The 24,359-nt window shown below is 76.0% G+C and carries 24 protein-coding genes, 1 pseudogene and 1 riboswitch; of the genes and pseudogenes, 13 read left to right on the top strand and 12 right to left on the bottom strand.

The features are described from left to right. The first annotated feature begins 109 nt into the window (after positions 1 to 109). Genes VGH76_RS12265 through VGH76_RS12255 form a run of 3 tightly spaced genes read left to right on the top strand, consistent with a single transcriptional unit; the run spans position 110 to position 2,318 of the window. Positions 110 to 499, top strand: coding sequence for a hypothetical protein (locus tag VGH76_RS12265; protein WP_331556955.1), 390 nt, complete (start codon positions 110 to 112; stop codon positions 497 to 499). Positions 500 to 528: 29 nt separating this feature from the next. Then, positions 529 to 1,545, top strand: coding sequence for an acetamidase/formamidase family protein (locus VGH76_RS12260; protein ID WP_331556954.1), 1,017 nt, complete (start codon positions 529 to 531; stop codon positions 1,543 to 1,545). Positions 1,546 to 1,559: 14 nt separating this feature from the next. Continuing rightward, positions 1,560 to 2,318, top strand: coding sequence for an SDR family NAD(P)-dependent oxidoreductase (locus tag VGH76_RS12255; protein ID WP_331556953.1), 759 nt, complete (start codon positions 1,560 to 1,562; stop codon positions 2,316 to 2,318). A gap of 37 nt (positions 2,319 to 2,355) precedes the next feature. On the opposite strand, the gene VGH76_RS12250 is transcribed toward VGH76_RS12255, so the two are convergent. Both VGH76_RS12250 and VGH76_RS12245 read right to left on the bottom strand, forming a co-directional pair. Further along, positions 2,356 to 2,859, bottom strand: a complete 504-nt coding sequence (locus VGH76_RS12250; RefSeq protein ID WP_331556952.1) for a hypothetical protein — start codon at positions 2,857 to 2,859, stop codon at positions 2,356 to 2,358. A gap of 510 nt (positions 2,860 to 3,369) precedes the next feature. Beyond that, on the bottom strand, positions 3,370 to 4,230 hold the full coding sequence (locus VGH76_RS12245; protein WP_331556951.1) for a hypothetical protein: 861 nt from the start codon (positions 4,228 to 4,230) through the stop codon (positions 3,370 to 3,372). Positions 4,231 to 4,234: 4 nt separating this feature from the next. On the opposite strand from VGH76_RS12245, the gene VGH76_RS12240 reads away from it, so the two are divergent. After that, on the top strand, positions 4,235 to 6,829 hold the full coding sequence (locus VGH76_RS12240) for a transglycosylase domain-containing protein (RefSeq protein WP_331556950.1): 2,595 nt from the start codon (positions 4,235 to 4,237) through the stop codon (positions 6,827 to 6,829). Positions 6,830 to 6,835: 6 nt separating this feature from the next. On the opposite strand, the gene VGH76_RS12235 is transcribed toward VGH76_RS12240, so the two are convergent. Genes VGH76_RS12235 through VGH76_RS12220 form a run of 4 tightly spaced genes read right to left on the bottom strand, consistent with a single transcriptional unit; the run spans position 6,836 to position 8,950 of the window. Next, a complete protein-coding gene (locus VGH76_RS12235; protein ID WP_331556949.1) occupies positions 6,836 to 7,306 on the bottom strand; it encodes a cupin domain-containing protein in 471 nt (156 codons plus the stop codon). Next, positions 7,303 to 7,740 carry a PPOX class F420-dependent oxidoreductase gene (locus tag VGH76_RS12230; protein ID WP_331556948.1) on the bottom strand — a complete coding sequence of 146 codons (438 nt, stop codon included), beginning with the start codon at positions 7,738 to 7,740 and terminating at the stop codon, positions 7,303 to 7,305. The genes VGH76_RS12235 and VGH76_RS12230 overlap by 4 nt, the downstream gene beginning before the upstream one ends. Positions 7,741 to 7,777: 37 nt before the next feature. Beyond that, on the bottom strand, positions 7,778 to 8,287 hold the full coding sequence (locus VGH76_RS12225) for a hypothetical protein (RefSeq protein WP_331556947.1): 510 nt from the start codon (positions 8,285 to 8,287) through the stop codon (positions 7,778 to 7,780). A gap of 12 nt (positions 8,288 to 8,299) precedes the next feature. Next, positions 8,300 to 8,950, bottom strand: coding sequence for a molybdenum cofactor guanylyltransferase (locus VGH76_RS12220; protein WP_331556946.1), 651 nt, complete (start codon positions 8,948 to 8,950; stop codon positions 8,300 to 8,302). A gap of 105 nt (positions 8,951 to 9,055) precedes the next feature. Between VGH76_RS12220 and VGH76_RS12215 the strand changes: the two genes are divergently transcribed. Then, positions 9,056 to 9,301: a hypothetical protein gene (locus VGH76_RS12215; protein ID WP_331556945.1), complete on the top strand. Its 246-nt coding sequence runs from the start codon at positions 9,056 to 9,058 to the stop codon at positions 9,299 to 9,301. A 155-nt stretch (positions 9,302 to 9,456) separates the two neighbouring features. Here VGH76_RS12215 and VGH76_RS27990 read toward each other — a convergent pair. After that, positions 9,457 to 10,200 (bottom strand): annotated as a pseudogene (locus tag VGH76_RS27990) (AEC family transporter); the annotation flags it as partial. A 165-nt stretch (positions 10,201 to 10,365) separates the two neighbouring features. Between VGH76_RS27990 and VGH76_RS12205 the strand changes: the two are divergent. The 8 genes from VGH76_RS12205 to cobA all read left to right on the top strand — a co-directional run bounded on the left by VGH76_RS12205 (position 10,366) and on the right by cobA (position 19,211). Next, positions 10,366 to 12,063, top strand: coding sequence for a formate--tetrahydrofolate ligase (locus VGH76_RS12205; RefSeq protein WP_331556943.1), 1,698 nt, complete (start codon positions 10,366 to 10,368; stop codon positions 12,061 to 12,063). A 56-nt stretch (positions 12,064 to 12,119) separates the two neighbouring features. Next, positions 12,120 to 12,689 carry a cyclodeaminase/cyclohydrolase family protein gene (locus VGH76_RS12200; protein ID WP_331556942.1) on the top strand — a complete coding sequence of 190 codons (570 nt, stop codon included), beginning with the start codon at positions 12,120 to 12,122 and terminating at the stop codon, positions 12,687 to 12,689. Continuing rightward, complete coding sequence (locus VGH76_RS12195; RefSeq protein WP_331556941.1) at positions 12,689 to 13,687, top strand: asparaginase; 999 nt, start codon at positions 12,689 to 12,691, stop codon at positions 13,685 to 13,687. The genes VGH76_RS12200 and VGH76_RS12195 overlap by 1 nt, the downstream gene beginning before the upstream one ends. Positions 13,688 to 13,804: 117 nt before the next feature. Then, entirely contained in the window at positions 13,805 to 14,383 is a 579-nt protein-coding gene (locus tag VGH76_RS12190) for a response regulator transcription factor (protein ID WP_331556940.1), read from the top strand. Positions 14,384 to 14,467: 84 nt separating this feature from the next. Next, a riboswitch (cobalamin riboswitch) is annotated at positions 14,468 to 14,591 on the top strand. A gap of 76 nt (positions 14,592 to 14,667) precedes the next feature. Next, positions 14,668 to 15,033, top strand: a complete 366-nt coding sequence (locus tag VGH76_RS12185) for a hypothetical protein (protein ID WP_331556939.1) — start codon at positions 14,668 to 14,670, stop codon at positions 15,031 to 15,033. Next, positions 15,030 to 16,082 carry an Rv2231c family pyridoxal phosphate-dependent protein CobC gene (gene cobC / locus VGH76_RS12180; protein ID WP_331556938.1) on the top strand — a complete coding sequence of 351 codons (1,053 nt, stop codon included), beginning with the start codon at positions 15,030 to 15,032 and terminating at the stop codon, positions 16,080 to 16,082. The genes VGH76_RS12185 and cobC overlap by 4 nt, the downstream gene beginning before the upstream one ends. Beyond that, a complete protein-coding gene (gene bluB / locus VGH76_RS12175) occupies positions 16,079 to 17,944 on the top strand; it encodes a 5,6-dimethylbenzimidazole synthase (protein ID WP_331556937.1) in 1,866 nt (621 codons plus the stop codon). Before cobC ends, bluB begins: the two co-directional genes overlap by 4 nt. Positions 17,945 to 17,978: 34 nt before the next feature. Beyond that, positions 17,979 to 19,211 carry a uroporphyrinogen-III C-methyltransferase gene (gene cobA, locus VGH76_RS12170; protein ID WP_331556936.1) on the top strand — a complete coding sequence of 411 codons (1,233 nt, stop codon included), beginning with the start codon at positions 17,979 to 17,981 and terminating at the stop codon, positions 19,209 to 19,211. Between the two features lie 32 nt (positions 19,212 to 19,243). Here cobA and VGH76_RS12165 read toward each other — a convergent pair whose 3' ends face one another. The 5 genes from VGH76_RS12165 to VGH76_RS12145 all read right to left on the bottom strand — a co-directional run bounded on the left by VGH76_RS12165 (position 19,244) and on the right by VGH76_RS12145 (position 24,357). Next, positions 19,244 to 19,894, bottom strand: coding sequence for a DUF1707 SHOCT-like domain-containing protein (locus VGH76_RS12165; protein ID WP_331556935.1), 651 nt, complete (start codon positions 19,892 to 19,894; stop codon positions 19,244 to 19,246). 4 nt (positions 19,895 to 19,898) lie between these two features. Then, the gene (locus VGH76_RS12160) at positions 19,899 to 20,798 is read right to left on the bottom strand and encodes a DNA-formamidopyrimidine glycosylase family protein (protein WP_331556934.1); all 900 of its coding nucleotides are present in this window, start codon (positions 20,796 to 20,798) and stop codon (positions 19,899 to 19,901) included. Between the two features lie 95 nt (positions 20,799 to 20,893). Continuing rightward, positions 20,894 to 22,060 carry a hypothetical protein gene (locus VGH76_RS12155; RefSeq protein ID WP_331556933.1) on the bottom strand — a complete coding sequence of 389 codons (1,167 nt, stop codon included), beginning with the start codon at positions 22,058 to 22,060 and terminating at the stop codon, positions 20,894 to 20,896. 30 nt (positions 22,061 to 22,090) lie between these two features. Beyond that, a complete protein-coding gene (locus VGH76_RS12150; protein WP_331556932.1) occupies positions 22,091 to 23,302 on the bottom strand; it encodes a cytochrome P450 in 1,212 nt (403 codons plus the stop codon). Positions 23,303 to 23,472: 170 nt separating this feature from the next. Beyond that, positions 23,473 to 24,357, bottom strand: a complete 885-nt coding sequence (locus VGH76_RS12145) for an SDR family oxidoreductase (RefSeq protein WP_331556931.1) — start codon at positions 24,355 to 24,357, stop codon at positions 23,473 to 23,475. Between the last annotated feature and the right edge of the window lie 2 nt (positions 24,358 to 24,359).

Here is a 24,359-nt window from a genome sequence, read left to right as displayed (position 1 = left end):
GCTAGCCGGACCGCCCGCACCTGACCGGCGGTCGCGATCTCCTCCCACGCGCCCGCCCCGCTGCTACCGTTTCGCCTCGCCGGAGGACCCCGATTCTTCAGGAGTGTGCGTGGCCAGCTGGGACGACCTCGTGCTGTGGGTGCGGGTCCGCTACGAGGTGATGGCGCAGGACGCGGACAGCCTCACCTTCCGGCTGCCGACCACCGAGGGACGCGACCAGCTGGTCTACGTCCGGTACCGCGGGGCGGTGGAAGGCCACGACTGGATGCAGATCGAATCGCCCGTCGCCCGCCTCGACGACATCGACGTCCGCCGGCTGCTCGAGCTGGCCGAGGCCGCGGTGGTGGGAGGGGCGGTGGCCGTGGACGGCACCGCCGTCTTCCGGCACTCCGCACCCCTGTCCGACCTGACGTTCGCCGAGTTCGAGGCACCGTTCCGCCTCGTCACGGCGACCGCCGACGACCTGGAACGGCGCCTGACCGGGGCCGACCGCTACTAGCACCGGAGCACGACCGGAGAGGCGCAGGCATGAGCGAGCCAGCCGTCGTCGAGTTCTCGCCGACCCCGGACCAGTACGCGTGGACGTTCGGTGGCGCCGCCCCGGTGCTCGAGGTGGAGCCGGGCAGCGTCATGCGGCTGTGGTGCGACGACGCCTTCGGCGGCCGGATCCGTGCGGTCACCGACCTGGCGAGCGCCAGCCTCGACCCGCGGTTCCTCAACCCGCAGACCGGCCCGTTCGCGGTCCGCGGCGCCGAGCCGGGCGACACCCTCGTGCTCCACCTCGTCGATCTCACGCCGGCGCGCGACTGGGGCGCCTCGACGCTCGTGCCGTTCTTCGGCGGGCTCACCGGCACCGACCGGACGGCCCTGCTCGACGAGGCCCTGCCCGAGGTGACCTGGATCTACGAGCTCGACCGGGCCCGCGGCACCGTCGCCTTCGTCGCGCAGCACGGCACGTTCTCGGTCGACCTTCCGATCGCGCCGATGCTCGGCACCGTCGGCGTCGCCCCGGCCGCGCGCGAGGTCCGGTCCTCGCTCACCCCGGACGCGTTCGGCGGCAACATGGACACGCCCGAGATGCGCGCGGGCGTCACCTGCTACCTGCCGGTGAACGAGCCGGGCGCGATCTTCTCGGTGGGCGACGGGCACTACCGGCAGGGCGAGGGCGAGTCCTGCGGCACCGCCGTCGAGGGCGCCATGGACGTCACCCTGATCGTGGACCTGGTGAAGGCCTCGACCGCGCCCGCCCCGCTCTGGCCGCGGCTGGAGAACGACGCCGAGCTCATCACCATCGGGTCGTCCCGGCCGCTGGAGGACGCCTGGCGGATCGGGCAGAAGGAGATGATCTCCTGGCTCGGGGCCCTGCACGGGCTCGACCGTCTCGACGCCTACCAGCTGCTCACCCAGATCTCGCTCGCACCACTGGCCAACGTCGTCGACACGAACTACAGCGCCCTGACGAAGGTGGCCAAGGCCTATCTGCCGCGCGCCGACCCGTACGGAGGTCTGCACGCGGACCTCCGTGCCCGGGCGGCACGCCTCTAACTCCGGAGGAACCCATGGATCTCGGTCTGGCCGGCAGGCGAGCGCTCGTCACCGGCGGCAGTCGGGGCATCGGCCGCGCGATCGTCGAGGCCCTCGCCGACGAGGGCGTCACCGTCGCCTTCTGTGCGCGGTCCGCGGACGGCGTCGAGAGCGCGGTCGCCGAGCTGTCCGACGCGGGACGCGCGGTGCACGGCGCGGCCGTCGACGTCGCCGACCGGGAGGCCCTGCGCGCCTGGGTGGCGACGTCCGCCGAGCAGCTCGGCGGCATCGACGTCGTCGTCGCGAACGTGTCCGCGCTGGCGATCCCCTCGTCGGAGGAGAACTGGGAGGCGTCGTTCCGCACGGACATGCTCGGCACGGTGCGGCTCGTCGAGGCGGCGCTCCCGTCGCTGGAGGCGTCCGACGCCGGCGCGATCGTCACCGTCTCGAGCGTGTCCGGCCGGGAGATCGACTTCGCCGCCGGCCCGTACGGCACGGTCAAGGGCGCGATCGTGCACTACACGCAGGGGCTGGCCCACCAGCTCGCCGGACGGGTCCGGGCCAACACCGTCTCGCCCGGGAACGTGTACTTCCCCGGTGGGGTGTGGGAGTCGATCGAGGCGAACAACCCGGATCTGTACGCGCACGCCCTCGGCCTCAACCCGACGGGACGGATGGCGCGGCCCGACGAGGTCGCGCGGGCCGTCACGTTCCTCGCGAGCCCCGCGGCCTCCTTCGTCAGCGGCACGAACCTCGTCGTCGACGGCGCGCTGACCCGGGGCGTCCAGCTGTAGGTGGGCTCCGCCCACGTGGGCACCCCGTCGGCGGCTATCACGACACGGTGTGCTCGCGAGGCGTCGCCACCCGTTCCGGCCCGAACACCAGGGTGACGACGGCCTGGGCGGCGGCCCCGACCACGTCGACGGCGGCGACGACCCCGCGCGCCGTCAGGTCGACGACGACCTCCACGCCCCGGCGGGCGGCGATTCCCGCGCGGGTCCACGCGGAGACCGCGGGGTCCACGCGACGGGCAGGCAGGTCACGGCGGGCCCGGACCAGTTCGGTCGACGGGGCGGGGCCGGGGTGTCCCCCGGCCGCGGCCGTCCCGGCGGGCGGGAAGGCGATCCGCCGGCGCGGGAGCAGCGGGCCGACGTGCGGGTGGCGCGGCGTGGGGACGTCGGCGGAGAACAGGGCCCGGCCCTCGCCGAACCGGGCGATCGCCGCGGCCTCGCCCGCCAGGAGGCCAGACCGGTCCCGGGACCCGTCGGGCCTGTCGGCCCCGCGCGCCCCCGGCGTATCGGCGTCCCCGGACACCTCGTCCGGTTCGTCGCTCATGGCCCACCTCTCGGCGTCGATCGCGATGACACGGTGTGGTCGCGGTGTGAGGTCCGACTGATCCGTCGCCGACCGGCAGGTTCCGGGCGAGCAGGGACAGTGTCACCCACGAGCAGGAACCGGGCACGCCGCTCGCCGCATGTTTCCATCCGGTCACGGAGCATGGCGCATCCCCCCTGTAGCCGAGTCCCCCTTCGGCCGTTGACCTCTCACGGGGTCGCATGGCCGGTGCGGCACCCACTGACACCTGATCGAGTCACCGTTCGTCGCCGAGCGATGGCACCTGGTCACGAAGGTGGCCGGACCGGCGCGGTGCAGTGACCGGATCGTGATGGAATCGGGACCTGGAGTCCGGACGAGCGCCGGATGTGGACGCGGGAGGTGGAGCGGCGTGGGTGCACATGCCCGGTCCTCGCGGCGTGACCACTCCGACGGCACCGTCGATCGCCCCCCGGACGGCGGCACCGGACCCGCGCACCGCGAGCCGGAGGGTTCCGACACCGACCGCGACTACGGCGAGATCTTCCGCCCGCGGCCCGCCGACGACCCGGCCCCGCCGTCGCCTCCCGTCGGCTTCCCGTCCGCCTTCTCCTCGTCGTCGTTCCGCGCCCAGGGCTCGGGTCGCCACGCCGGGCCGGAGCCGGCCGCCGTCGGCGCGGGCCGGACCTCCTCGGCGGACGCGGACCGATCCCCGTCCCGGGCCGCGACCTCCGGCGGGTCGACGGCCTCAGGCGGGTCGGCGGCCTCCGGCCGCGGCGGGAACGGCCCGTCCACGGCGCTCGCGTCCCCCGCCGTCGTGCCCCCGCCGCCCGCGGCACCCCGGACCGGATCCGGTGACACGGGGTCGCGCTCCGGCTCGACCCGCGGCGCCGCCCCGGTGGCTCCTCGGGCGCCGCACTCGTTGTCCGGGCCGCAGGCCCTCGCCGTGCCCCCGGGTCGCTCCGGCGGCCCGGCCCCCACAGCACGTCCCGGCGCCCCGGCCGCGCGCCCCGGCGCTCCCGGCACGCCGTCGGGCCCCGGCGCCCCGGGCCCCGCCGCGGTCCCGTCGCCCGCCGGACCGCGCCGGCCGGGCGGCCCGGTTCCGCCCGCGGGGCCTGCCGGGCGACCCGGCCCGCCGCCCGCGTCGGCCCCGGGGCGTCCCGCGCCGTCCGCGCCGGTGACGAACGGCGCCGCCGCGGGAGCACCTCCGCGGCCCGCCGGGGCACCGCCCGCACCCGGCACCGGGTCGGGCCCGCGTCCGCCCGCCGGCCCGGGCACCGCCTCGGGTCCCCGCCCGCCCGCGGGTCCGCCGAACGGCGCGCCGGTGAAGCCGCCGAACGGCACTCCGGTGAAGCCGCCGAACGGCGCTCCCGCGAAGCCGCCGAACGGCACTCCGGTGAAGCCGCCGAACGGCCTGCCGGCGCGGACCCCCGACGGGACCGCGATCGGTCCGGTCGTGGAGCCGCTCGGGGACGAGGACGCCGAGGACCGGGCGGCCGAACCGACCGCCGCCCACGACGCCGCGACCACCACCGCGCGCCCGACGTCGACCGGCACGCGCACCGCCGCCGTCCCGCAGTCCGCGCACACCCGCGCCGAGCGCCGCGCCGCCGGACGCGACGGCCTCAGCCGCGCCGCAGGTCGCGGCCGGGCCGGTGCCCGACCGACCCGGTCCGGTACCCGCCGCGCCGCGGACGCCCGGACCGACGACCGCCCGGCCCCGCCACGCGGACGGATCGCCGCCGCGGTGGCGGCCCTCGTCGTCGCCGTCGCGGGGAAGGTCCGCCACTGGCCCGGCGGCGAGCGTCTCCTGGCCGCGGGCCACTGGGTCGACGGCCACGCGCAGGCCTACCTGGACGGCAAGGATCCGGCCTCACTCACGACCTCCGCCCGGCTCTGGCGCCGTCGCCGCCGCGCGGGCTACGCCCTCCTGGCCGCGTTCGTCGGCGTCCCGTTGCTCAGCTTCGTGCTCGGCTGGCTGTTCATCCCGGTCCCGAACGCGGACTCCGCGGTGGAGAGCCAGCTCAACACCGTCGCCTTCTCCGACGGGAGCGTGATCGCCCGCGTCGCACCGGGCGAGCAGGGCAACCGGCAGAAGGTCACGATCAACCAGATCCCCCTGGCGGTCCAGCACGCCGTGCTCTCGGCGGAGGACCGGACCTTCTACACGAACTCCGGGTTCGACGTCGGCGGCATCGTGCACGCCGCCTTCAAGCAGGTCACCGGCGGTGCGGGCGGCGGGTCGACCATCACGCAGCAGTACGTCAAGAACGCCATGGTCGGCGACGAGCACTCGTACTTCCGCAAGTTTCGCGAGCTCATCATCTCGGCGAAGATCACGCAGGAGTACTCGAAGGACCAGGTGCTCGAGGACTACCTCAACAGCATCTATCTCGGTCGCGGCGCGTACGGCATCCAGGCGGCGTCGCAGGCGTACTTCAACAAGCCCGTCGAGCAGCTCACCCCGGCCGAGGGCGCCGTGATCGCGGGCCTCATCCAGGCGCCCTCCCAGTGGGACCCGGCGGTCAACCGCGACGGCTCCGAGCGGCGCTGGAACTACGTCATGGACGGCATGGTCTCGTCGGGGTGGCTCTCCCAGGCGCAGCGCTCCGCCGCGCAGTTCCCGGTCACCGCGCCGCCGCGCAAGACCATCAACGGTGTCCCCGACGACGACCGCGGCCACATCTATTCGGCGGTCAAGGACGAGCTGCAGACGCTCGGCATCGACGAGGACGCGCTCGTCACCCAGGGCCTCCAGATCCAGACCACGATCGACCCGAAGGCCCAGGGGGAGGCGACCGACGCCGTCCACGAGGAGATGAAGGACAAGCCGGGGAACCTGCGCTCGGCCGCGGTGTCGGTCGACCCGCGGACCGGGGACGTCCTCTCGTACTTCGGCGGGGACAACGGCTCCGGCCTCGACTACGCGCAGGTGCAGAAGCAGGCCGGGTCCACCTTCAAGCCCTTCGTCATGCTCGCCGCCCTGGAGCGCAACCCCCCGATCGGGATCAGTACCCAGTTCGACGGCCAGCAGATCCCGGGGAAGACGGTCCGCAACGTCGAGGGCGCGGACTGCAGCAGCTGCTCGCTCAAGCGCGCCATGACGCTGTCGAACAACGTCGTCTTCACCGCGCTCGGCAACCAGGTCGGGCCGAAGGCCGTCGCCGACGCCGCCCACCAGGCCGGGATCTCGGCGAAGCTGGACGACCCGAACAGCGGCATCGCGCTGGGCAACGTCGAGGTGACGCCGCTCGAGATGGCGGGGGCCTACGCGACCTTCGCGAACGACGGCGTCTACGAGAAGCCCCACCTGGTCCAGAAGGTGACGACGGCCAGCGGCGAGGTCCTCTACGACGACCACGCGGCCGCGGGCGAGCCGCGGATCGACCCCAAGGTCGCCCGCAACGTCACCGAGGCCATGAGCGACGTGCCGACCTACGACGGCGCCTCGCTCTCCGGCGGCCGGCAGGCGGTGGGCAAGACCGGCACGGTCCAGTCGCACGTCGAGAACCAGAACAACGACGCCTGGATGGTCGGGTACACGCCGTCGGTGGTCGCGTCGGTGTGGGTCGGCACGGACGACAACACCCCGATCCAGTACGACGACGGCAAGCCGATCTACGGCCACGGCATCCCGAGCGACATCTGGCAGTCGTTCATGAACGAGGCCACGCAGGGCACGCCCAAGCAGTCGTTCGGCCCGTTCGTGCCGGTCGCGGGCACCGACCCGGGCGAGACCGCCAGCGGTGAGGGCCAGCAGGCGGGCACCACGACGGCGTCCCCGACGACGAGCTCGAAGCCCACCCGGCGCAACGACGGCGGGGCGACCCCGCCGTCGGCCAGCGCGACGACCGCCTCCGCCCCCGCGCCGGCCCAGCAACCCGCGCCCGCCGCGCCCGCGGCCCCCGCCGCGCCGGCCGCCCAGGACCCGGCCGCGGCCCAGCCGCCGGCGGAGCAGCAGCAGGCCCCCGCCGGGCCCGCCACCGAGTGAGCCCGCTCACCCCGTCGTCGTGAAATCGGCGAAGTCGAACCCGGGCGAGACCACGCAGCTGACCAGCACCGCGCCGCTGTCGGGAGCCCCGCCATCGCGAGCCGGGTCGTCGGGTCGGGGTGCCGCCCGCTGCCAGTGCCCGCCCGGGACGAGCAGGGCGGGCCGCTCGTCGGGGGTCGTGCCGGGGCCGAGCAGGTGCGCCGAGCCGGGCTCCGCGGGCGCGTCGCCGTCCCCGCCGAGCCACAGCGTCAGCGCCGCGCCGCGGTGCCAGAACCACAGCTCGTCGGAGCGGACGCGGTGCCACACCGACTCCTCGCCCGGGCCGAGGACGTAGTGGATCGCGGTCGCGGTGGGCCGGGTGCCGCCGTAGCCCGGCGGCTCGACGGTGGTCGCGGCCTCCCAGATCCGGCGGTACCACCCGCCCTCCGGGTGCGGCTCCAGGCCGAGGGCGGCGGCGAGGGCCGGCGGGCGGCTCATCCGGTGATGTCCCGCGAGGCGACGACCTTCGTCGGGACGAGCCGCACCACGAGCTCGCCCGGCACCGCGTTGCGCTTCCCGAACTCCCCGGCACGGTCCGCGCCCATGTAGCGCTCGCCGATCTCGGTGGCGGTGCGCAGCAGCTCGTCGGGGTCCGAGGAGAGCGTGACCGTGCCCTGGACCTGCACGAACGCGAACGGCGGCTCCTCGAGGTCGACGCAGAGCGCCACTCGGGGGTCGCGGGCGAGGGCCCGCCCCTTGGCGGTGTCGGCACCGGTGTTGAACACCAGCGTGGCGTCGGGCCCGTCGCCCTCGAGCAGGAACCAGACCGGGGCGACCAGGGGCCTGCCGTCGCAGGCGGTCCAGCCGAGCTTGCCGGTGCGGGTGCCGTGGGAGAGGAAGGCGCGGAGGTCGGGCTCGGAGAGGCTCGCCATGGCCGTCGAGGGTAGGGCTGTCGTGATCAGGAGTGGATCAGGACGCGGGGCCCAGCGCGCCCGCGAGCCGGCCCATCGCCCCCCGCACCGTGGCGAGGCCACCGATGCAGGAGTTGGCGTCCAGCTGCACCGTCGGGCCGGTGCCCGGGCAGCCGCGGCCGACGAAGTCGTCGTGCGCCGCGCTTACGGCCGCCGCGGCGCCGGTCACGGCGGCGTCGTTAGGGAGCACGCTCGCCGCGGTCCGTGCGACCGACGCGCTCTCCTCGACCCAGCGCCCGCAGCGCGGCCACACCGCGCGGGCGTCGGGGGAGGCGTAGCACGGGTCGGCCAGCGCCAGCGCGAGCTTGGCCCGCGCGGACGCCGGGGTGCGCGTCTCGACGTCAGGCCCCTGCGCGGCGGAGCTGCCGGAGGACTGCCCGGCGGGGATGTCGGCCGGGCTCCCGCCGCACGCCGCGAGCAGCGCCGCCAGGACGGCGACGAGGAGGGTGAGGACGAGCGTCCTCCCGGTCCCGTCCACGGGGCTCCGCCGCCCGTCGTCGCTGCGCACGCGAGCACGGTGTCACGGACGTGGGCCGGTCGCCCACCGGGTCAGGGCCGCGTACTCCTCGGGGGTGTCGGCGTCGCGCAGCGCGTCCAGGTCGGGGTCGGCCGCGCGCAGGGCGGGGTCGGCGAGCAGGTCCGCCGCCGCGAGCTCGCGGACCGTGCTCGCCGCGAACAGCTCGCCCGGGCGACGGGCCCCGGCGTCGAGCAGCGCCGCGGCCCGGTCCCCGAGCGCGGTCGCGTAGGCGGCGGCGAGGGGCTGGCGGTGGCCGTGGACCACGGGGAGCGCGACCTCGGCGTCGCCGAGGGCGGCGAGGACCGCCGCGACGTAGGCGCCGTGGAGGAGGGGCAGGTCCACCGAGCAGACGAACGCGACGGTGCTGCCCTGCGCGGCGGCCGCCCGGAGCCCGGTCGCGAGGCCCTGCAGTGGGCCGCGGCCGGGAGCGTCGTCGGTGACGGCGACGACACGGGGGTCGCCGACCGTCCGGGGGGCGCCGGCAGCACCGACGACCACGACCGGGCCCGGCACCGCGCCGCGCACGACGCCCACGACGTGCTCGAGCAGCGTGCCCCCGCCCCAGCGCAGCTGGGCCTTGTCGGTGCCCATGCGCCGGGAGCGCCCGCCGGCGAGGACGACGGCCGCGGCGCCCGGCGGCGTCTCGTGGGACACAGCACCGATTGTTGCGCGCGGATTGCGTCTACCCGGCGCCGGACGGGGTCGGAGCAGTCGGTCCCGGGCCGGAGGACGAGAGCCGGCGGACGGAGGATGAGGAACGTGGCCAGCGAGACGAACGGAACCGTCGAGCAGCCGAGGCGCGGCGCCGAGCCGGCGGACGCGCGTCGCGGCCGGATCGCGCCGACGCCCGCCGACGCCGACGAGGCGCGCGCCGACCGGGAGATGGCCGACGCGGAGCGCGCGGTCGCGCAGGGCGCCGCGAGCGAGGAGCAGGCGGCGCTGGTCGACGAGGTGTCCGAGGCCCGCACCCACGAGGAGCGGCGCCGGCTCTGGCTCGAGGCCTGAGCTACAGCGCCAGGGACAGCAGCAGCGGCAGCGTCACCACCGCGCCGACGGTCGTCAGCACGACGACCGCGGTGCTCTCCCCGGTACCACGTCCGGTACTGCGCGGTGAGGACGAAGACGGTGGCCGCGTCCGGGAGCGCCGCCATCACCACCAGCACCGCCGCCCACGGGGCGGGCACCGCGAACAGCCGGACCGCCCCGAGCGCGAGCGCGGGCATCGCCACGAGCTTCACCAGGGTGGCGCCGAGGATCGTCGCGAGCCGTGTCCGCCCAGCCCGCAGTGCCGGCAGGGCCGCGCGCAGCAGGATGCCCAGGGCCAGCAGGCCGCCGGGGGCGGCCATGTCCCCGACGAGGCGGACCGTCGTCGTCACGGGCCCGGGCAGCGCCACGTGGAACGTGGCCACCACGACGCCCAGCACGATCGCGACGACCACCGGGTTGCCCAGCACCCGGCGGGCCAGCGTCAGCGCCAGGGTCCCGCGCGTCGGGTGCCCGTCGGCGCGGTCGTGGTCGACCAGCGTCGCCACCACGAGGAACAGCGAGACGGCGAGCGCCGTGTGCAGCGTCGAGACCAGCGACGCCGCGAGCGCCGCGGCCGGACCGAGCACCGCGGTCGTCAGCGGGATGCCCATGTAGCCGACGTTGCCCCAGCCGGCGACGAGCCCCACGGCGTTGGCCTCCCGGCCCCCGATCCGCGCCGCCAGCGCCACCCCGACGCCGAGCAGGTAGGCCACCAGCAGCATCCCGACCGCGACCGCGAGCGCCACGAGCGGGATGCCCGCCGAGAGGTCGGACGCGGCGACGGAACCGAAGATCAGCGCCGGGAGCGCCAGGTAGTAGACCAGGTCGTTGAGCGTGGCCGCGGCCCGTTCCCCGAAGCGCTCGGAGCCCGACAGCACGGCGCCGACGAGGATCAGGGCGAAGACCGGACCGATCTGTCCCAGCAGGGTCGTGAACGGCACGGCCGCCACTGTGCGGGATCGTCGACGGACCAGACCCGTAGCGTGGGCAACGACTCCCTCTCGCGTCGACGGGAACCGTGGGTTCTGCTTGTGTAAGCCGACATGAGCATCCCGTCCGACCTCGAGATCGCCCAGAAGGCGACGCTGAAGCCGCTGGACGACGTCGCCGCGGCCATGGACCTGCCTCCCCACCTGCTGGAGATGCACGGCCGCGACGTCGCCAAGATCGAGCTCGACGCCATCGACGCGATGGCCGACCGCCCGCGGGCGAAGTACGTGGTCGTGACAGCGATCACACCGACGCCGCTCGGCGAGGGCAAGACGACGACGACGGTCGGGCTGGGCCAGGCGTTCTCGCACGTGGGCAAGCGCGGCGTCGTCGCCATCCGGCAGCCGTCGATGGGCCCGACGTTCGGGATCAAGGGCGGCGCCGCGGGCGGGGGCTACTCGCAGGTCGTGCCGATGGAGAAGTTCAACCTCCACCTCACCGGCGACTTCCACGCCGTCACCAGCGCCCACAACATGCTCTCCGCGGTGCTGGACAACCACCTCTACCAAGGCAACACCGCCGGCCTGGACCCCTACCGAGTCACCTGGCGCCGAGTGCTGGACGTCAACGACCGCGCGCTGCGCAACATCGTCACCGGGCTCGGCGGACGGATGGACGGCGTGCCGCGCGAGTCCGGCTTCGACATCACCTCGGCGAGCGAGGTCATGGCGCTGCTCGCGCTGTCGACCTCGCTGGAGGACATGCGCGCCCGGCTCGGGCGCATCGTCGTCGGCTACACCCGCGACGGCGACGCGGTGACCGCCGAGGACATCCACGCGGCCGGGGCGATGGCGGCGCTGATGCGCGACGCGCTCAAGCCGAACCTCATGCAGATCCTCGAGAACACGCCGGTCCTGGTGCACGCCGGACCGTTCGGCAACATCGCGACGGGCAACTCCTCGATCGTCGCCGACCGCATCGGGATCCACTGCGGGGACTACCTCATCACCGAGGCGGGCTTCGGCGCCGACATGGGCGCGGAGCGGTTCTTCAACATCAAGTGCCGGACGTCGGGGATGACGCCCGACGCGGCCGTCGTCGTCGCCACCGTGCGGGCGCTCAAGGCGCACTCCGGCAACCACAAGATCGTCGCGGGGAAGGACCTGCCGCCGGCGCTGCTGGAGGAGAACCCCGACGAGGTCCATGCCGGCGGGGCGAACCTGCGCAAGCAGATCGAGAACATGCGCATCCACGGCGTCTCGCCGGTGGTGTGCATCAACGCGTTCCCCACCGACCACCCCTCCGAGCACCAGGCGATCCGGGAGATCGGCGAGTCGATGGGGGCGCGGGTCGCGGTGTCGACCCACTTCACCGACGGGGGCGCGGGCGGCGTCGAGCTCGCGGAGGCGGTGGCGGAGGCGGCGGACGAGCCGAGCGACTTCCACTTCCTCTACGCCGACGACGCACCGCTGCGCGAGAAGATCGAAGCGGTCGCGACGAAGGTCTACGGCGCCGACGGCGTCGACTACGCCCCGGCCGCGAACACCTCGATCGACCTCTACGAGCGGAACGGGTTCGGCGGGCTCCCGGTGTGCATCGCGAAGACGCACCTGTCGATCTCCTCGGACCCGACGCTGCTCGGCGCGCCCACCGGCTGGCGGATGCCGGTGCGGGAGGTGCGCGCGTCGGTCGGGGCCGGGTTCGTCTACCCGATCTGCGGCGACATGCGGACGATGCCGGGGCTGGGCAAGAACCCCGCCGCGCACTCGATCGACGTGGAGCCCGACGGGACGATCGTGGGGCTGTTCTGAGGTGCGCTGCGAGCCCGAGAGCACTAATCCGTCCTCTAGCGCGGAAAAGTGCTCACATGCTTGAGCACCTGCCGCTCGGGAAGCTCGCGGAGGCGCTGGCCGCGGGCGGCCCGGGCCCGGCCGCGGGGTCGACGGCGGCGGCGACGACGGCGCTCGCGGCCGGGCTCGCCGGGAAGGTCGCCCGCGGCGCCGCGCGCACCGACCCGGCGGCCCTCGACCTCGCCCACGAGCTCGACGGCCTCCGCGCGAACGCGCTGACCCTCGCCGACGACGACGTCGCCGCGTTCTCCGGCTTCCTCGCCGCGCGCAAGGCCCCGGGCGGGGCGGCCGCGGCCACCGAGGCGATCGTCCAGGTGCCCATGGACGTGCTCGCCGCCGCCTGCCGCGTCACCGAGATCGCCGCCGCGCTCGCCGAGCACGGTCCCGACGCTCTCACCGGGGACGCCGTCACGGCGGCACTGCTCGCCGCCGCGGCGGCGGAGTCGGCGTCGGCGCTGGTGGGGGCGAACATCGCCGACACCGGCGAGGTCGCGGGCGGGCTCGACGGGTGGGGCGACCCGCGGGTCGAGGACGCCGAGGAGCGGGCGGGGGAGGCCCGGCGCCTGGCCGAGAGGGCGGCGTTCTAGTGCCCGACCCGGCCGGAGACGCAGCGGAGCGGAGCTCGACCACGAACCCGGTCGTCGTCGAGGTCGTGCGCGGCGAGGTCGTCGAGTCGGTGCACGCGGTCTCGCTGGTCGTCCTCGCGCCCGACGGGTCGGTGGTCACGACGGCGGGTGCGGTCGACCGCCCGGTCTACGGCCGGTCCTCGCTCAAGCCCGCCCAGGCCGTGGCCGTGCTCGAGGTGGGCGCCGACCTCACCGAGCGCGAGACCGCCCTCGCGGCCGGGTCGCACTCCGGCGAGCCGGGGCACCTCGCGGCCGTCACCGCGCTGCTCGCCCGCCACGGCCTGGGTTCGGAGGCGCTGCGCTGCGTCCCCGACCTCCCCCTCGGTGCCGGCGCCGCCCGGGCCTGGCTGGCCGCGGGCCACGGCCCGGCGCCGCTGGCCATGAACTGCTCGGGCAAGCACGCCGCGATGCTCGTCGCCGCCGGCGGCGACCCCGGCTACCTCGACCCGGACCACCCGCTGCAGCACGCCTGCCGCGCCGCGGTCGCCGAACTCGCCGGCCCTGTCCTCGCGGCGAGCACCGACGGCTGTGGCGCGCCCGCGTTCGCGACCACGCTCACCGACCTCGCCCGCGTTCCGTGGTCCCTCGCCCGCGCCGACCCGGCGACGACGACGGGGCGGGTCGCTGCCGCGATGCGGGCCCACCCCTGGCTCGTGGCCGGGACCGGTCGCCTGGACACGGTGCTCATGGCCGAGCTGCCCGGCGCGCTCGCGAAGAGCGGGGCCGAGGGCGTGCTCGTCGCCGCGCTCCCCGACGGCACGGCGCTGGCCGCGAAGGTCGACGACGGCCACGCCCGCGCCGTGGGCCCGGTCCTGCTCGACGTCCTCGCCGCGGTCGGCCTGCCGGTGCCGGACCCGGTGGCCGCGGTGGCGGCACCCGCCGTCGTCGGGGGCGGTCGTCCGGTCGGGGGACTCCGGACCCGCTCCGGCGCGCGCGAACACGCCGACTCGGCGGAGTGATGTCGCCAAACGTGTCGGTAGGGCGCCGTCCGACGGGCGATCACCGTGTGGGAGCCTGACCCCTCTGCGCCACGCCCGGTCGAGCCGCCGACTCGCCCGAACCGTTGAGGAGCCCGCATGCCCGTCTGCCTGGTCGCGGCCCTCGACACCGACACCGCGCAGCGGGTGGCCCACGCCGTCGAGGCCGGGTTCGAACGGGTCCACGTGGTCGACCTCGACGACCTGGTCGCGGCCGTCGCCCGGGAGCAGCCCGACCTCGTCGTCGTCGCCGCCGACCTCACCCCCACCGGGACGCCGGGCACCGCCTGGGCCGCGACCGTCGAGGCGGTGCGCGAGGAGGCGCCCGAGCTGGCCGTGCTCATCGCCGGCCCTCCGGAGGCCGGGCGCGACAGCGAGCACCGCCTGGCCTCGGCCGCCCTCGACCTCGGGGCCCGCGGCTTCCTGCGCTCGGGCGAGCAGGTCGGGGCACGGCCCTTCGGGGTGCCCGGGCGTTCCACCACGGCAGAGCTCTCCCGGCGGGAGCTCGACGTCCTGCTGGGGATGACCGACGGCCTGTCGAACTCCGAGATCGCGGCGGCGCTCGAGCTGGCCGAGGACACCGTGAAGACCCACGCCCGGCGCCTGTTCCGCAAGCTGGGGGCGGGCGACCGGGCGGACGCCGTCGCGCGCGGGTTCCGGCAGGGCATCCTGCGCTGACACGCCGCGCGCCTCCCGGGGTGGCGTCGGCGACGTTGACCGGAGCCCGCGCCGTGTGGTGACCTCTCCGGTCGACGGACGTGGAGGAAGCCGGTGTGATTCCGGCGCGGTCCCGCCACTGTCACCGGGGAGCGGACCCCACGCATGGCCACGGCCGGGAGACCGGCGGGAAGGCCGGGGCGAGCAGCGATCCGGGAGCCAGGAGACTCCGGCCGTCGCGAGGTACCCGTCGGCCCGCCCCGGGCCGCCGGCCGATCGGGCGAGGAACCCGAGGAAGGCCCGCGATGACGTACGTGTCCCCCTCCGGCCCCGGTCCCCGCGCGCTGCGCCGCCGGCCCGGCTGCCCCCGCGCCGCAGCGCGCGACCGCCTGCTCGCCGACCTGCGCTCGGCGCTCGCCGCCGCCTGGCTCGGCGAGGATCCGCTCCCGCTCGAGCACCTCGGCGCCGGCCCGGTCCGGTCGCGCGACGACGTCGCGGCCCGCGTCGACTCGCTGGCCCACGAGCTCTGCGAGCGCATGGACGCCGAGGGCTGGGACCCCGGCGCCGCCCCGCTCGCGGTCACCTCGGTGCTCGCCGCGTCCGTACCCGCCGCCGAGGCGCTGCTGCTGCGCGCCGCCGGTCCCGAGGGCCGGGCGCGGGAGGTGTGGTGACGGCGGGCGCCGTCGGGGACGTGCTCGCGGGCGGCGACGTCGACCTCGGTCACCACGGCGACGCCGAGGTCGGGCCCGGGCTGGTCGACCTCGCCGTCAACGTGCGCGCGGGCACCCCGCCCGCCTGGCTCGCGGCACGCCTCGCGGGCTCGCTCGAGGGCCTCGCGGCATACCCCGAAGCGACGGCGGCCCGCGCCGCGGCCGCCGCGGCCCACGGCCGCACCCCGGACGAGGTCTGGCCGGTCGCGGGGGTCGCGGAGGCGTTCGTGCTGCTCGCGCGAGCCCTGCGCCCGCGCCGGGCGGTCGTCGTGCACCCGCAGTTCACCGAGCCCGAGGCCGCGCTGCGCGCCGCGGGCCACGCCGTCGAGCGGGTAGTGCTCGACGACGCGTTCACCCTCGACCCGCAGCGGGTGCCGGACGACGCCGACCTCGTCGTCGTCGGCAACCCCACCAACCCGACCTCGGTGCTGCACCCCGCCGGGACGCTCGCCGCGCTCGCCCGGCCGGGCCGCGTGCTCGTCGTGGACGAGGCCTTCGCCGACACCGTGCCCGGCGAACCCGAGTCCCTGGCCGCGCGGACCGGACTGCCCGGGCTCGTCGTGCTGCGCAGCCTCACCAAGACCTGGGGGCTCGCCGGGCTGCGGGTGGGCTACGTGCTCGCGGCGCCGCGGCTGGTCGGTCTGCTCGCGGCGGCCGCGCCGCCCTGGTCGGTGTCCACCCCGGCGCTCGTCGCGCTGACGGCCTGCACGACGGCGGGTGCGCGGGCCGAGGCGGACGCCGCGGCCCGGGCGCTGGCGGCCGACCGGGCATACCTGCTCAGCGCGCTCGGGGGGATCGCGGGAGTGGAGGTGCGCGGCGAGCCCGCGTCGAGCTTCCTGCTGCTGCGCACCCCGGGTCGCCGCGACGTGCGGGGCCTGCTGCGCGAGCGCGGTTGGGCGGTCCGGCGCGGCGACACGTTCCCGGGTCTCGACGGCGAGCACGTGCGCGTCGCCGTCCGGGACCGGACGACCTCGGATGCGTTCGTCGCGGCGCTGGCGGACGTGCTGTGAGCGCGCTCGAGCCGGGGGACGCGGCGGCGCTGCACCGGGTGCTGGCCGCCCGCCGCGACGTCCGCACCGGGTTCACGTCGGACCCCGTGGACGGCGCCGTGCTGCGCCGGGTGCTCGCGGCGGCGCACCTCGCTCCCAGCGTCGGGTTCTCCCAGCCGTGGGACTTCCTGGTGCTGCGGGATCCGGCGCTGCGGGCCGAGCTCGCGGCGCTGGCGGCGGCCCAGCGCGAGGCGTTCGCGGCGTCGCTGCCGGCCGCCCGGGCGCGCACATTCGCCGGGCTCAAGGTGGAGGCGATCCGGGAGGCGCCGCTCGGCGTCGTCGTCACCTGCGACCCCACCCGCGGCGGACGGCACGTGCTGGGCCGGCAGACCCAGCCGCGGATGGCGGCGCACTCGGTGGCCGGGGCGGTGCAGAACCTGTGGCTCGCGGCGCGGGCCGAGGGCCTCGGGGTCGGGTGGGTCAGCTTCTTCGCCGAGCGGGAGCTGGCGGCGCTGCTGGGCGAGCGGGTCGGGATGCCGCAGCACCTCGAGATCGTCGCCTACCTCTGTCTCGGGCACGTGTCGGCGTTCGCGGCCGAGCCCGAGCTCCAATCCGCCGGGTGGGCCCGGCGCCGACCGCTGGAGTGGGCCGTGCACGAGGACGTCTGGGGACACCACGACGGCGGCGACGCCCTCGACGGGGCGCTCGCGGCGTGCGCGTCGATCGACGTCACCGAGGGGGAGGCCGCCGCCCGCGAGCGGCTCACCCGCATGACGGTGCCGCCGGGCGCGCTCGGGCAGGTCGCGGAGGTCGGAGTGCGGCTGTCCGGGCTGGCCGGTCGGTGCCCGCCGCCGGTGCCCGAGCCCGCCGTCGTCGCGGTGTTCGCCGGCGACCACGGGGTGCACGCCCGCGGGGTCACACCCTGGCCGCAGGAGGTGACCCACCAGATGGTGGCCAACTTCCTCGCCGGCGGCGCCGCGGTGAACGCGTTCGCCCACCAGGTGGGGGCCGAGGTCGTCGTCGTCGACGTCGGGGTGGTCGCGACGCTCGACGACGCGCCGGGGCTGCTGCCGCGCAAGGTGCGCCGCGGGACCGCGGACATGACCGCGGGCCCGGCGATGAGCCGTGACGAGGCCCGGGCCGCGGTGGTGGCCGGGGTCGAGGTGGCCCGCGACCTGGTGGCGGCCGGCAACCGGCTGCTCGTCACCGGCGACATGGGGATCGCGAACACCACGGCGTCCGCGGCGCTGGTGTGCGCGTTCACGGGTGCGACGCCGGAGGTCGTGACGGGGCGCGGCACCGGGATCGACGACGCGATGCTCGCGCGCAAGACGGCGGTGGTCCGGGAGGCGCTGGAGCTCCACGGGCTGCTGGGGCTGCTCGGGCCGGATTCGAGCGAAGGTGCCCCTCGGTCGGAACGGGGTGGGCCGGCCGATTCCGGCGAAGGGCGCCCCCCGTCGGATAGATCGACCGAAGGTGCCCTTCGCTCAGAACCGACGCTGCCCGCCCGCCACGATCCGCTCGGCACCCTCGCCGCGGTCGGCGGGCTCGAGATCGCGGGGATCGCCGGGCTGCTCCTGGGCGGGGCGGCGCTGCGTACGCCGGTCGTCGTCGACGGGGTCGTCGCCGGCGCCGCGGCCCTCGTCGCCGAGGCGCTGTCCCCGACTGCGTCACACGCGTGGCTCGGGGGTCACCGTTCGGTCGAGCCTGCCCATACCCTGGCGCTGACCCACCTGGGGCTCGAGCCCCTGCTCGACCTCGGGCTGCGGGTCGGCGAAGGGACCGGAGCGCTCCTGGCGGCTCCGTTGGTCGCCGCCGCGGCACGGGCGCTCGCCGAGGTCGCGACCTTCGACGCCGCCGGGGTCGCCAGCAAGGACGCCTGAGCAGAGTCGGCCGACCGGAGGAAACGGACACATCGTGAGTACGGCGAGCACGCTCTACCCGGTCGGCCTGGACCTCACCGGCCGCCGCGTCGTCGTCGTGGGCGGTGGGTCGGTGGCGCAGCGCCGCGTGGCGGGCCTGCTCGAGGTCGGGGCCGATGTGCACGTCGTGAGCCCCGCCGTCACCACCGCGCTCGAGGCCGTCGCCGACTCCCGCGAGATCACCTGGGAGGCCCGCGAGTACGCCCCCGGCGACCTCGACGCGGCCTGGTACGTCGTGGCGGCCACCGACTCGCCCGAGGTCAACGCGACCGTCGCCGCCGCCGCCGAGGAGCGCCGGGTGTTCTGCGTGCGTGCCGACGCCGCCGACGAGGGCACCGCGGTGACGCCCGCCGTCGGACGCTACGACGACGTGACGGTGGGCGTGCTCGGCGGCGGCGACCCCCGGCGCGCCACGGGGGTCCGCGACGGCGTCGTCGAGGCACTGCGCACCGGCACGCTCGCCGACCGGCGCCACCGGGCGGTCAACCCGGGGGTCACCCTCGTCGGCGGCGGCCCCGGGGACCCCGGCCTCATCACCGTGAAGGGCCGGCAGGCGCTGGCCCAGGCCGACGTCGTCGTCACCGACCGGCTCGCGCCCCAGCGGCTGCTCGAGGAACTGCCGCCCGACGTCACCGTCATCGACGCTTCGAAGCTGCCCCGCGGCCGGTACATGAGCCAGGACACCATCAACGCGGTGCTGGTCGACGAGGCCAGGGCCGGGAACCGGGTGGTGCGCCTCAAGGGCGGGGACCCGTTCGTGTTCGGTCGCGGCTACGAGGAGATCGAGGCCTGCGCGGCCGCGGGGATCCCGGTCGACGTCGTACCGGGCGTGACCAGCGCAATCTCCGTCCCCGCGTTCGCCGGGGTGCCGGTGACCCACCGCGGGGTGACGCACGAGTTCGTCGTCGTCTCGGGGCACCTCCCGCCGGGCCACGCGGAGTCGCTCGTCGACTGGGACGCGCTCGGGCGGCTGACCGGGACGATCGTGCTGCTGATGGCCGTGGAGAACATCGGGCTGATCGCCGAGGCGCTCGTCGCCGGTGGGCGCGACCCGGAGACCCCCGCGGTCGCGGTGCAGGAGGGCGGGCTGCCGGGGGAGACGACGGCCCGCTCGACGCTGGCGAAGCTGCCCGGGGCGGTCGCCGACGCCGGGGTGCGGCCGCCCGCCGTGATCGTCGTCGGGGCCGTGGGTGCGCTTCGCGCTCGTGAGCACTTTCCGGGGCTATAACCCCGGAAAGTGCACACGAGGCCGGAGGCCACCTAGTGGTGCCGCGCCTGGTCCGCCGCGGCCTCCGTCGCCGTCTGCACCTCGATGCTGCCGAAGGCCCCACGCCCGGACAGCTGCACCTCCGGCGCTCCCGGAGCCGCCGTCGCGCACGCCGCGTCGCAGCCGGTGCTCCCGAAGATCGTGGTGCCCGACGTGGTGACGTGGGTGCCGTCGGGGACAACGACCTTCGTCGACCCGAACAGCACGCCCACCGCCACGCTCGACTCGCCGGGCTCGACCTGCACGGTGCGGCTCCCGAAGACCGCCGCGCCCTGGCTCGCGGTGACGACCCCGGGCGCGACGATCGCGACGACGGCGATGACGACGGCGCCGATCAGTCCCTGCAGCCCCCGGCGACGACGGGGCTGGTCGTGGCGCTCGGGTGTCCGGGCGTCGTCGTGCCAGGCCGGCTGCGGGTCGGCCCGGGTCGGGGCCTCGTCGGGCGGCGGCGGGGCGGTGTCGTCGGGCAGGTCCGCGACCAGCGGGACCAGCTCGCTGCGGAACCGGGCAGCGTAGGCGGCCTTCGCGCGCTCGTCGTACTCGACGAGGGTGATCATCCCGGCGTCGTGGGCGGCGCGGAGCCGGTCGTCGATCTCGCGTCGTTCCCTGTCGCCGATCCGCAGCTCGCCGCTCTCCGCCCCCACGACGTCATCCTGGCCCGCCGTCGGGACCCTGGCGAGAGGGGGCTCCCGGTTCCGGTTGGCAGGACGGGCACCACCAGACCTCGCGGGCGAAGGTGGCGCCGGTCCGGGCGAGCGGAGCGACGGGGGAGGTGCCGGCCGGGCGGAACCGGACGAGCGTCCCGCAGCGGCGGCACGGCCGGTTGGAGCGGCCGGTCACCCAGTGGTTCTCGCCGCGGCGCTTGACGCCCGTGGTCGTCATCCCGGTGCCGTGCTCGAGGCTGTGGGTGATCATCCGGCGGCCGAGGGCCAGCAGCGGCTCCAGTTCGACGTCCCCGACGGGGGTCCACGGCCAGCGGCCCCGCAGGAAGCAGAGCTCGACGGCCCAGAGGTTGCCGAGGCCCGCCACCCCGCGCTGGTCGAGCAGGGCCTCGACGAGCGGTCTCGACGGGTCACGGCGCAGGCGGCGGACGGCCTCCTCGGTGTCGAACGCGTCCTGGGTGGCGGTGGGCTGTCCGGCCAGGACGTCGGGGCCGAGGTGCCCGACGACGCGGTGCTCGTCGCGGGTCTCGAGCAGCTCGAGCACCGGGACACCGAGCCCGACCAGCGACATCCCGGTGTCGAGGGTGAGCGCGGCGCGCAGCTTCGGCAGCAGGTGTCGGGGCAGCGCGGGCCGGCCGTCGTTGCGGTGCTTGCGGATCAGGGTCCAGGAGCCGTCCATGCGCTGGTGGCTGTGCAGGGTGAGCCGCCGGCCGTCGTGCACGAGCCGGGTGAGCAGGTGCTTGCCGTGCGCGCGGGTCTCGGCGATCCGCGCGCCGCGCAGGTCGGCCCCGGCGACGGCGGGGTGGCGCAGGTCGGCGCGGCGCACCGTCGCGCCGGCCAGCGTGTCCAGCCGCGCCGCGGCACGGTGCACGGCGTCGCCCTCCACGGCTCCGGTCTACCCGGGTTCGCCGGGGGCGACGATGTGGCGTTCCTGCCACCGGATGCCGGCAACGACGCGTCGCCGGCACCCAGCGAGGGCCCTCAGCGACCCAGACCCGCCCGCGCCGCCGCCCACGCCGCCGCCCCGTACACCTGCCCGGTCGGCGCCGTCGCGCCCGGGTCGTCGGCCGCGGCGAGCTCGCACCCGGTCCGCGCCGCCAGCCAGTCCCGCACCCCGGGCAGCGAGGCGACGCCGCCGCGCACGAGCAGCGGCGGCCGGCCGGCGTCGGCGGTGTCGAGCAGCTCGACGACGGCCGCCCCGACCTGCTCGAGCGCGGGCGCGAACAGCGGACCCAGGTCGGCGTGGGTGAGCCGCACGACGCCCGGCACGGGGTGCTCGGGCGGCAGCACCGGGACGCCGACGTCGGCCGCGCCCTCGCCGCCGAGCCGGGCCTTGGCGTCGTGCACCCCGCGGCGCAGCCAGAACCACGCGCGGTGGGCCTCGACGTCGCTCGAGAACCGGATGCGCTCGGCCAGCGCCGCCGGGGCGCGGTCGAGCACCAGCTGGGCCAGGGCGTCGTCGAGAGCCTCGGCGCCGACCTCGAGCATCCGCGCCGGCACCCCCTCGCGCAGCGTCGCGACGGTCGTGGCGGGGTCGGGGGCCTCGCGGTCGACGAGCGCCACCTCGGTGCCGCCCCCGCCGAGGTCGGCGACGACGACGGGTCCGGTGCCGCCGAGCCGGATCGCCGCGGCCTCCGGTGCGGTGAGCAGCGCGAGGTCGACCTCGCCCCCGCCGTCGACCGCCCGCAGCGCCGAGCGTCCCGCCGCGCTCAGCGCCGCCGGCCCGGTGCCCGGGTCGGTCCACGACGCCGGGTGGAGCAGCGTGAGGACGGCGGGTGCCGTGCCGCGGCGGCCGGCCTCGGCCTGCAGGATCCGCGCGATGAGGGCCGTCGCGGCATTCACCGCGGTCGTCGGCCGCGGCCAGGTCGCGAGCAGCGGGTCGTCGGGCCCGCCGGTTGCCGCGGCGAGGTAGGACCGCCCGCGCAGCACCGCCGCCTGCGGCTCGGCGTGGGCGGCGTCGAGGGCCGGGCGCCCGGCGAGCACCGTGCCGTCGTCGCGGGAGAGCACGACCGACGGCAGCGCGACCTCGCCGTCGACCCGCACCGTCGTCACCCGCGTCCAGCCGTCGGCGGGGTCGACGTCGGCCGTCGCACCCGTCGTCGTCGAGGTGCCGTGGTCCACGGCCAGCACCCACCGTGGGTCTCCCATGGGCGCACACCCTAGGGGCCCGCCGGGGATCTACGGGCGCAGCCGCACGGGCAGCGAGGCGAGCGCGTGGATGAGCACGCTGTGCCGGTGGACCACGTCGGAGAGCGCGACCGCCGGCTCGAGGTCCGGGTACCGGTCGAGCAGCGTCCCGAGCGCGACCTCGCCCTCGAGGCGCGCCAGCGAGGCGCCCAGGCAGAAGTGGATTCCGTGGCCGAAGGCGAGGTGCCCGGAGGTGTCGCGGTCGGCGTCGTAGAGGTCCGGGGCGTCGAAGCGCGCCGGGTCGCGGTTGGCGGCGGCGAGCGAGAGCGTCACCGTGGCGCCGGCCGGGATCACGACGCCGCCGAGCTCGACGTCGGCCGCGGCGAAGCGCGCCGGGGCGTTCGAGACCGGGGAGCCCCAGCGCAGGAACTCCTCCACGAGCGGCGCGAGCGGCTCGCCGGCGGTCCGGCCGGCGACGGCGCGGGTGCGCAGGTCGGGGTCGCGCAGCAGGGCGAACACGCTGTTGGTGACGAGGTTCGCGGTGGTCTCGTGGCCGGCGATCAGCAGGATCATGCCCATGGCGACGATCTCGGTGTCGGTGAGCCGGTCGCCATCGTCGGAGGCGGCGACGAGCGCGGAGAGCAGCGCGTCGTCGGGATCGGCGCGGGCGGCCTCGACGAGCTCGGCGAGGTAGGCGGCGAGGCTCGCCGAGGCCTGCTCCTTCGCCTCGTGCGGCGAGTTGTCGATCATCGTGTTGGACCACTGCGCGAACGCCTCGCGGTCGACCGGCGGGACGCCGAGCAGTTCGCAGATCACCGCCATGGGCAGCGGGACGGCGTAGCCGGCGACGAGGTCGACGGGCTCGTCCGGCGGCAGCGCGTCGAGCAGCGAGGTCGCGATCTGCTCGATCCGCGGGCGCAGCGCGGCCACCCGCCGCACCGTGAACGCCTGGACGACGAGCTTGCGCAGCCGGGTGTGCACCGGGGGGTCGTTGAGCAGCAGCATGTGCCCGGTCGGGCCCGGGATGAGCGGCTCGGCCGGGCGCTGCGCCTCGGGCAGCAGGGCGCGGGGGTCCTTGGCCAGGCGGGGGTCGGTGAAGGCGGCCCGGACGTCGTCGTAGCGGGTGACCAGCCACGTCGAGCCGCCATCGGGCAGGTCGACCTCGCGGACCGGGGCGATCTCGCGCAGCCGGGAGAGGGTGGCGTACGGGTCGACCCAGTACTCGTCGGTGAAGACGGGCCCGGTCGCGAGGTCGGCGATCACGCCCTCGAGTGTCCACGCGGCGGGGTGGGTGCACGGTGATCTCGGTGAGGGTTCGTTCAATGAGCGCACGCTCGGCGTCGGGATGGCCGCCGTGCGATCGCACGAACGGCCGGTTCGTCACCATCGAAGGTCACGAACGGCCGTTCGTACGCCGGGGGCCGCACCCGGAGTCAGGGCTTCGGCTCGCCCATCCCCACCGAGGTCGCGCCGAACGAGCGGCCGGTCCTGCGGAACTGCTCCTCGAGCTGCGGCACCATCGTCTTGGCCTGCGCGAGGATCGGCAGGTCGCCGAGCCAGGAGAAGGTGATCGGGCGCAGCGCGGCCACGATGCCCACCGACTTCGGGACGAACACCCGGCGCTTGCGCTTCGCGATGCCCTCGAGGAACGCCGAGGCGCAGCTCTCGACGGTGCTGAGGGCGCCGAGCGGCCCGGGGAGCTTCTTGAGGGTGTCCTCGAACGTCGAGGAGTCCGCCTTCACGTCGCGCACCAGGTCGGTGTCGATCCACCCCATGTGGGCGGTGCCGACCCCGACGCCCCGGTAGGCGAGCTCGAAGCGCAGCGCGTTGCCGTAGTGCTCCACGCCGGCCTTCGACCCGCAGTAGGCCGCCATCCCGGGCAGCGCGGTGAAGGCGGCCAGCGAGGAGACCAGCAGGTAGTACCCGCGGCGCTTGGCGACCTCCGTCACGGTCGCCGACACCGTCCGCGACACCCCGATGAGGTTGACCTCCATCACCCTGGCCACGACGTCGGCCGGGCTCTCCGCGACGGTGCCCTGGTTGGCGATGCCGGCGTTCGCGACGACGACGTCGATCCCGCCGAGCTCGGCGACGGTGTGCTTCACCGCGGCGTCGAGCGACTGCTGGTCGGTGACGTCGCAGGTGGCCCAGGTGTGCTGCGGACCGAGCTCGCCCGCGATGCGCTCGAGGCGCTGGGGCTCGAGCCCCAGCAGTGCGACGCGGGCGCCCTTCGCGGCGGCCTTGCGTGCGGTCTCCTCACCGATGCCGCGGGCGGCGCCGGTGATGAGGACGACCTTGCCGCTGATGTCGTAGGCCATGC

This window comes from Actinomycetospora sp., assembly GCF_036497585.1.
GTDB lineage: Bacteria > Actinomycetota > Actinomycetes > Mycobacteriales > Pseudonocardiaceae > Actinomycetospora.
Note: the sequence above shows the minus strand (reverse complement) of the source record. Positions and strands in the feature narration are given on the sequence as shown.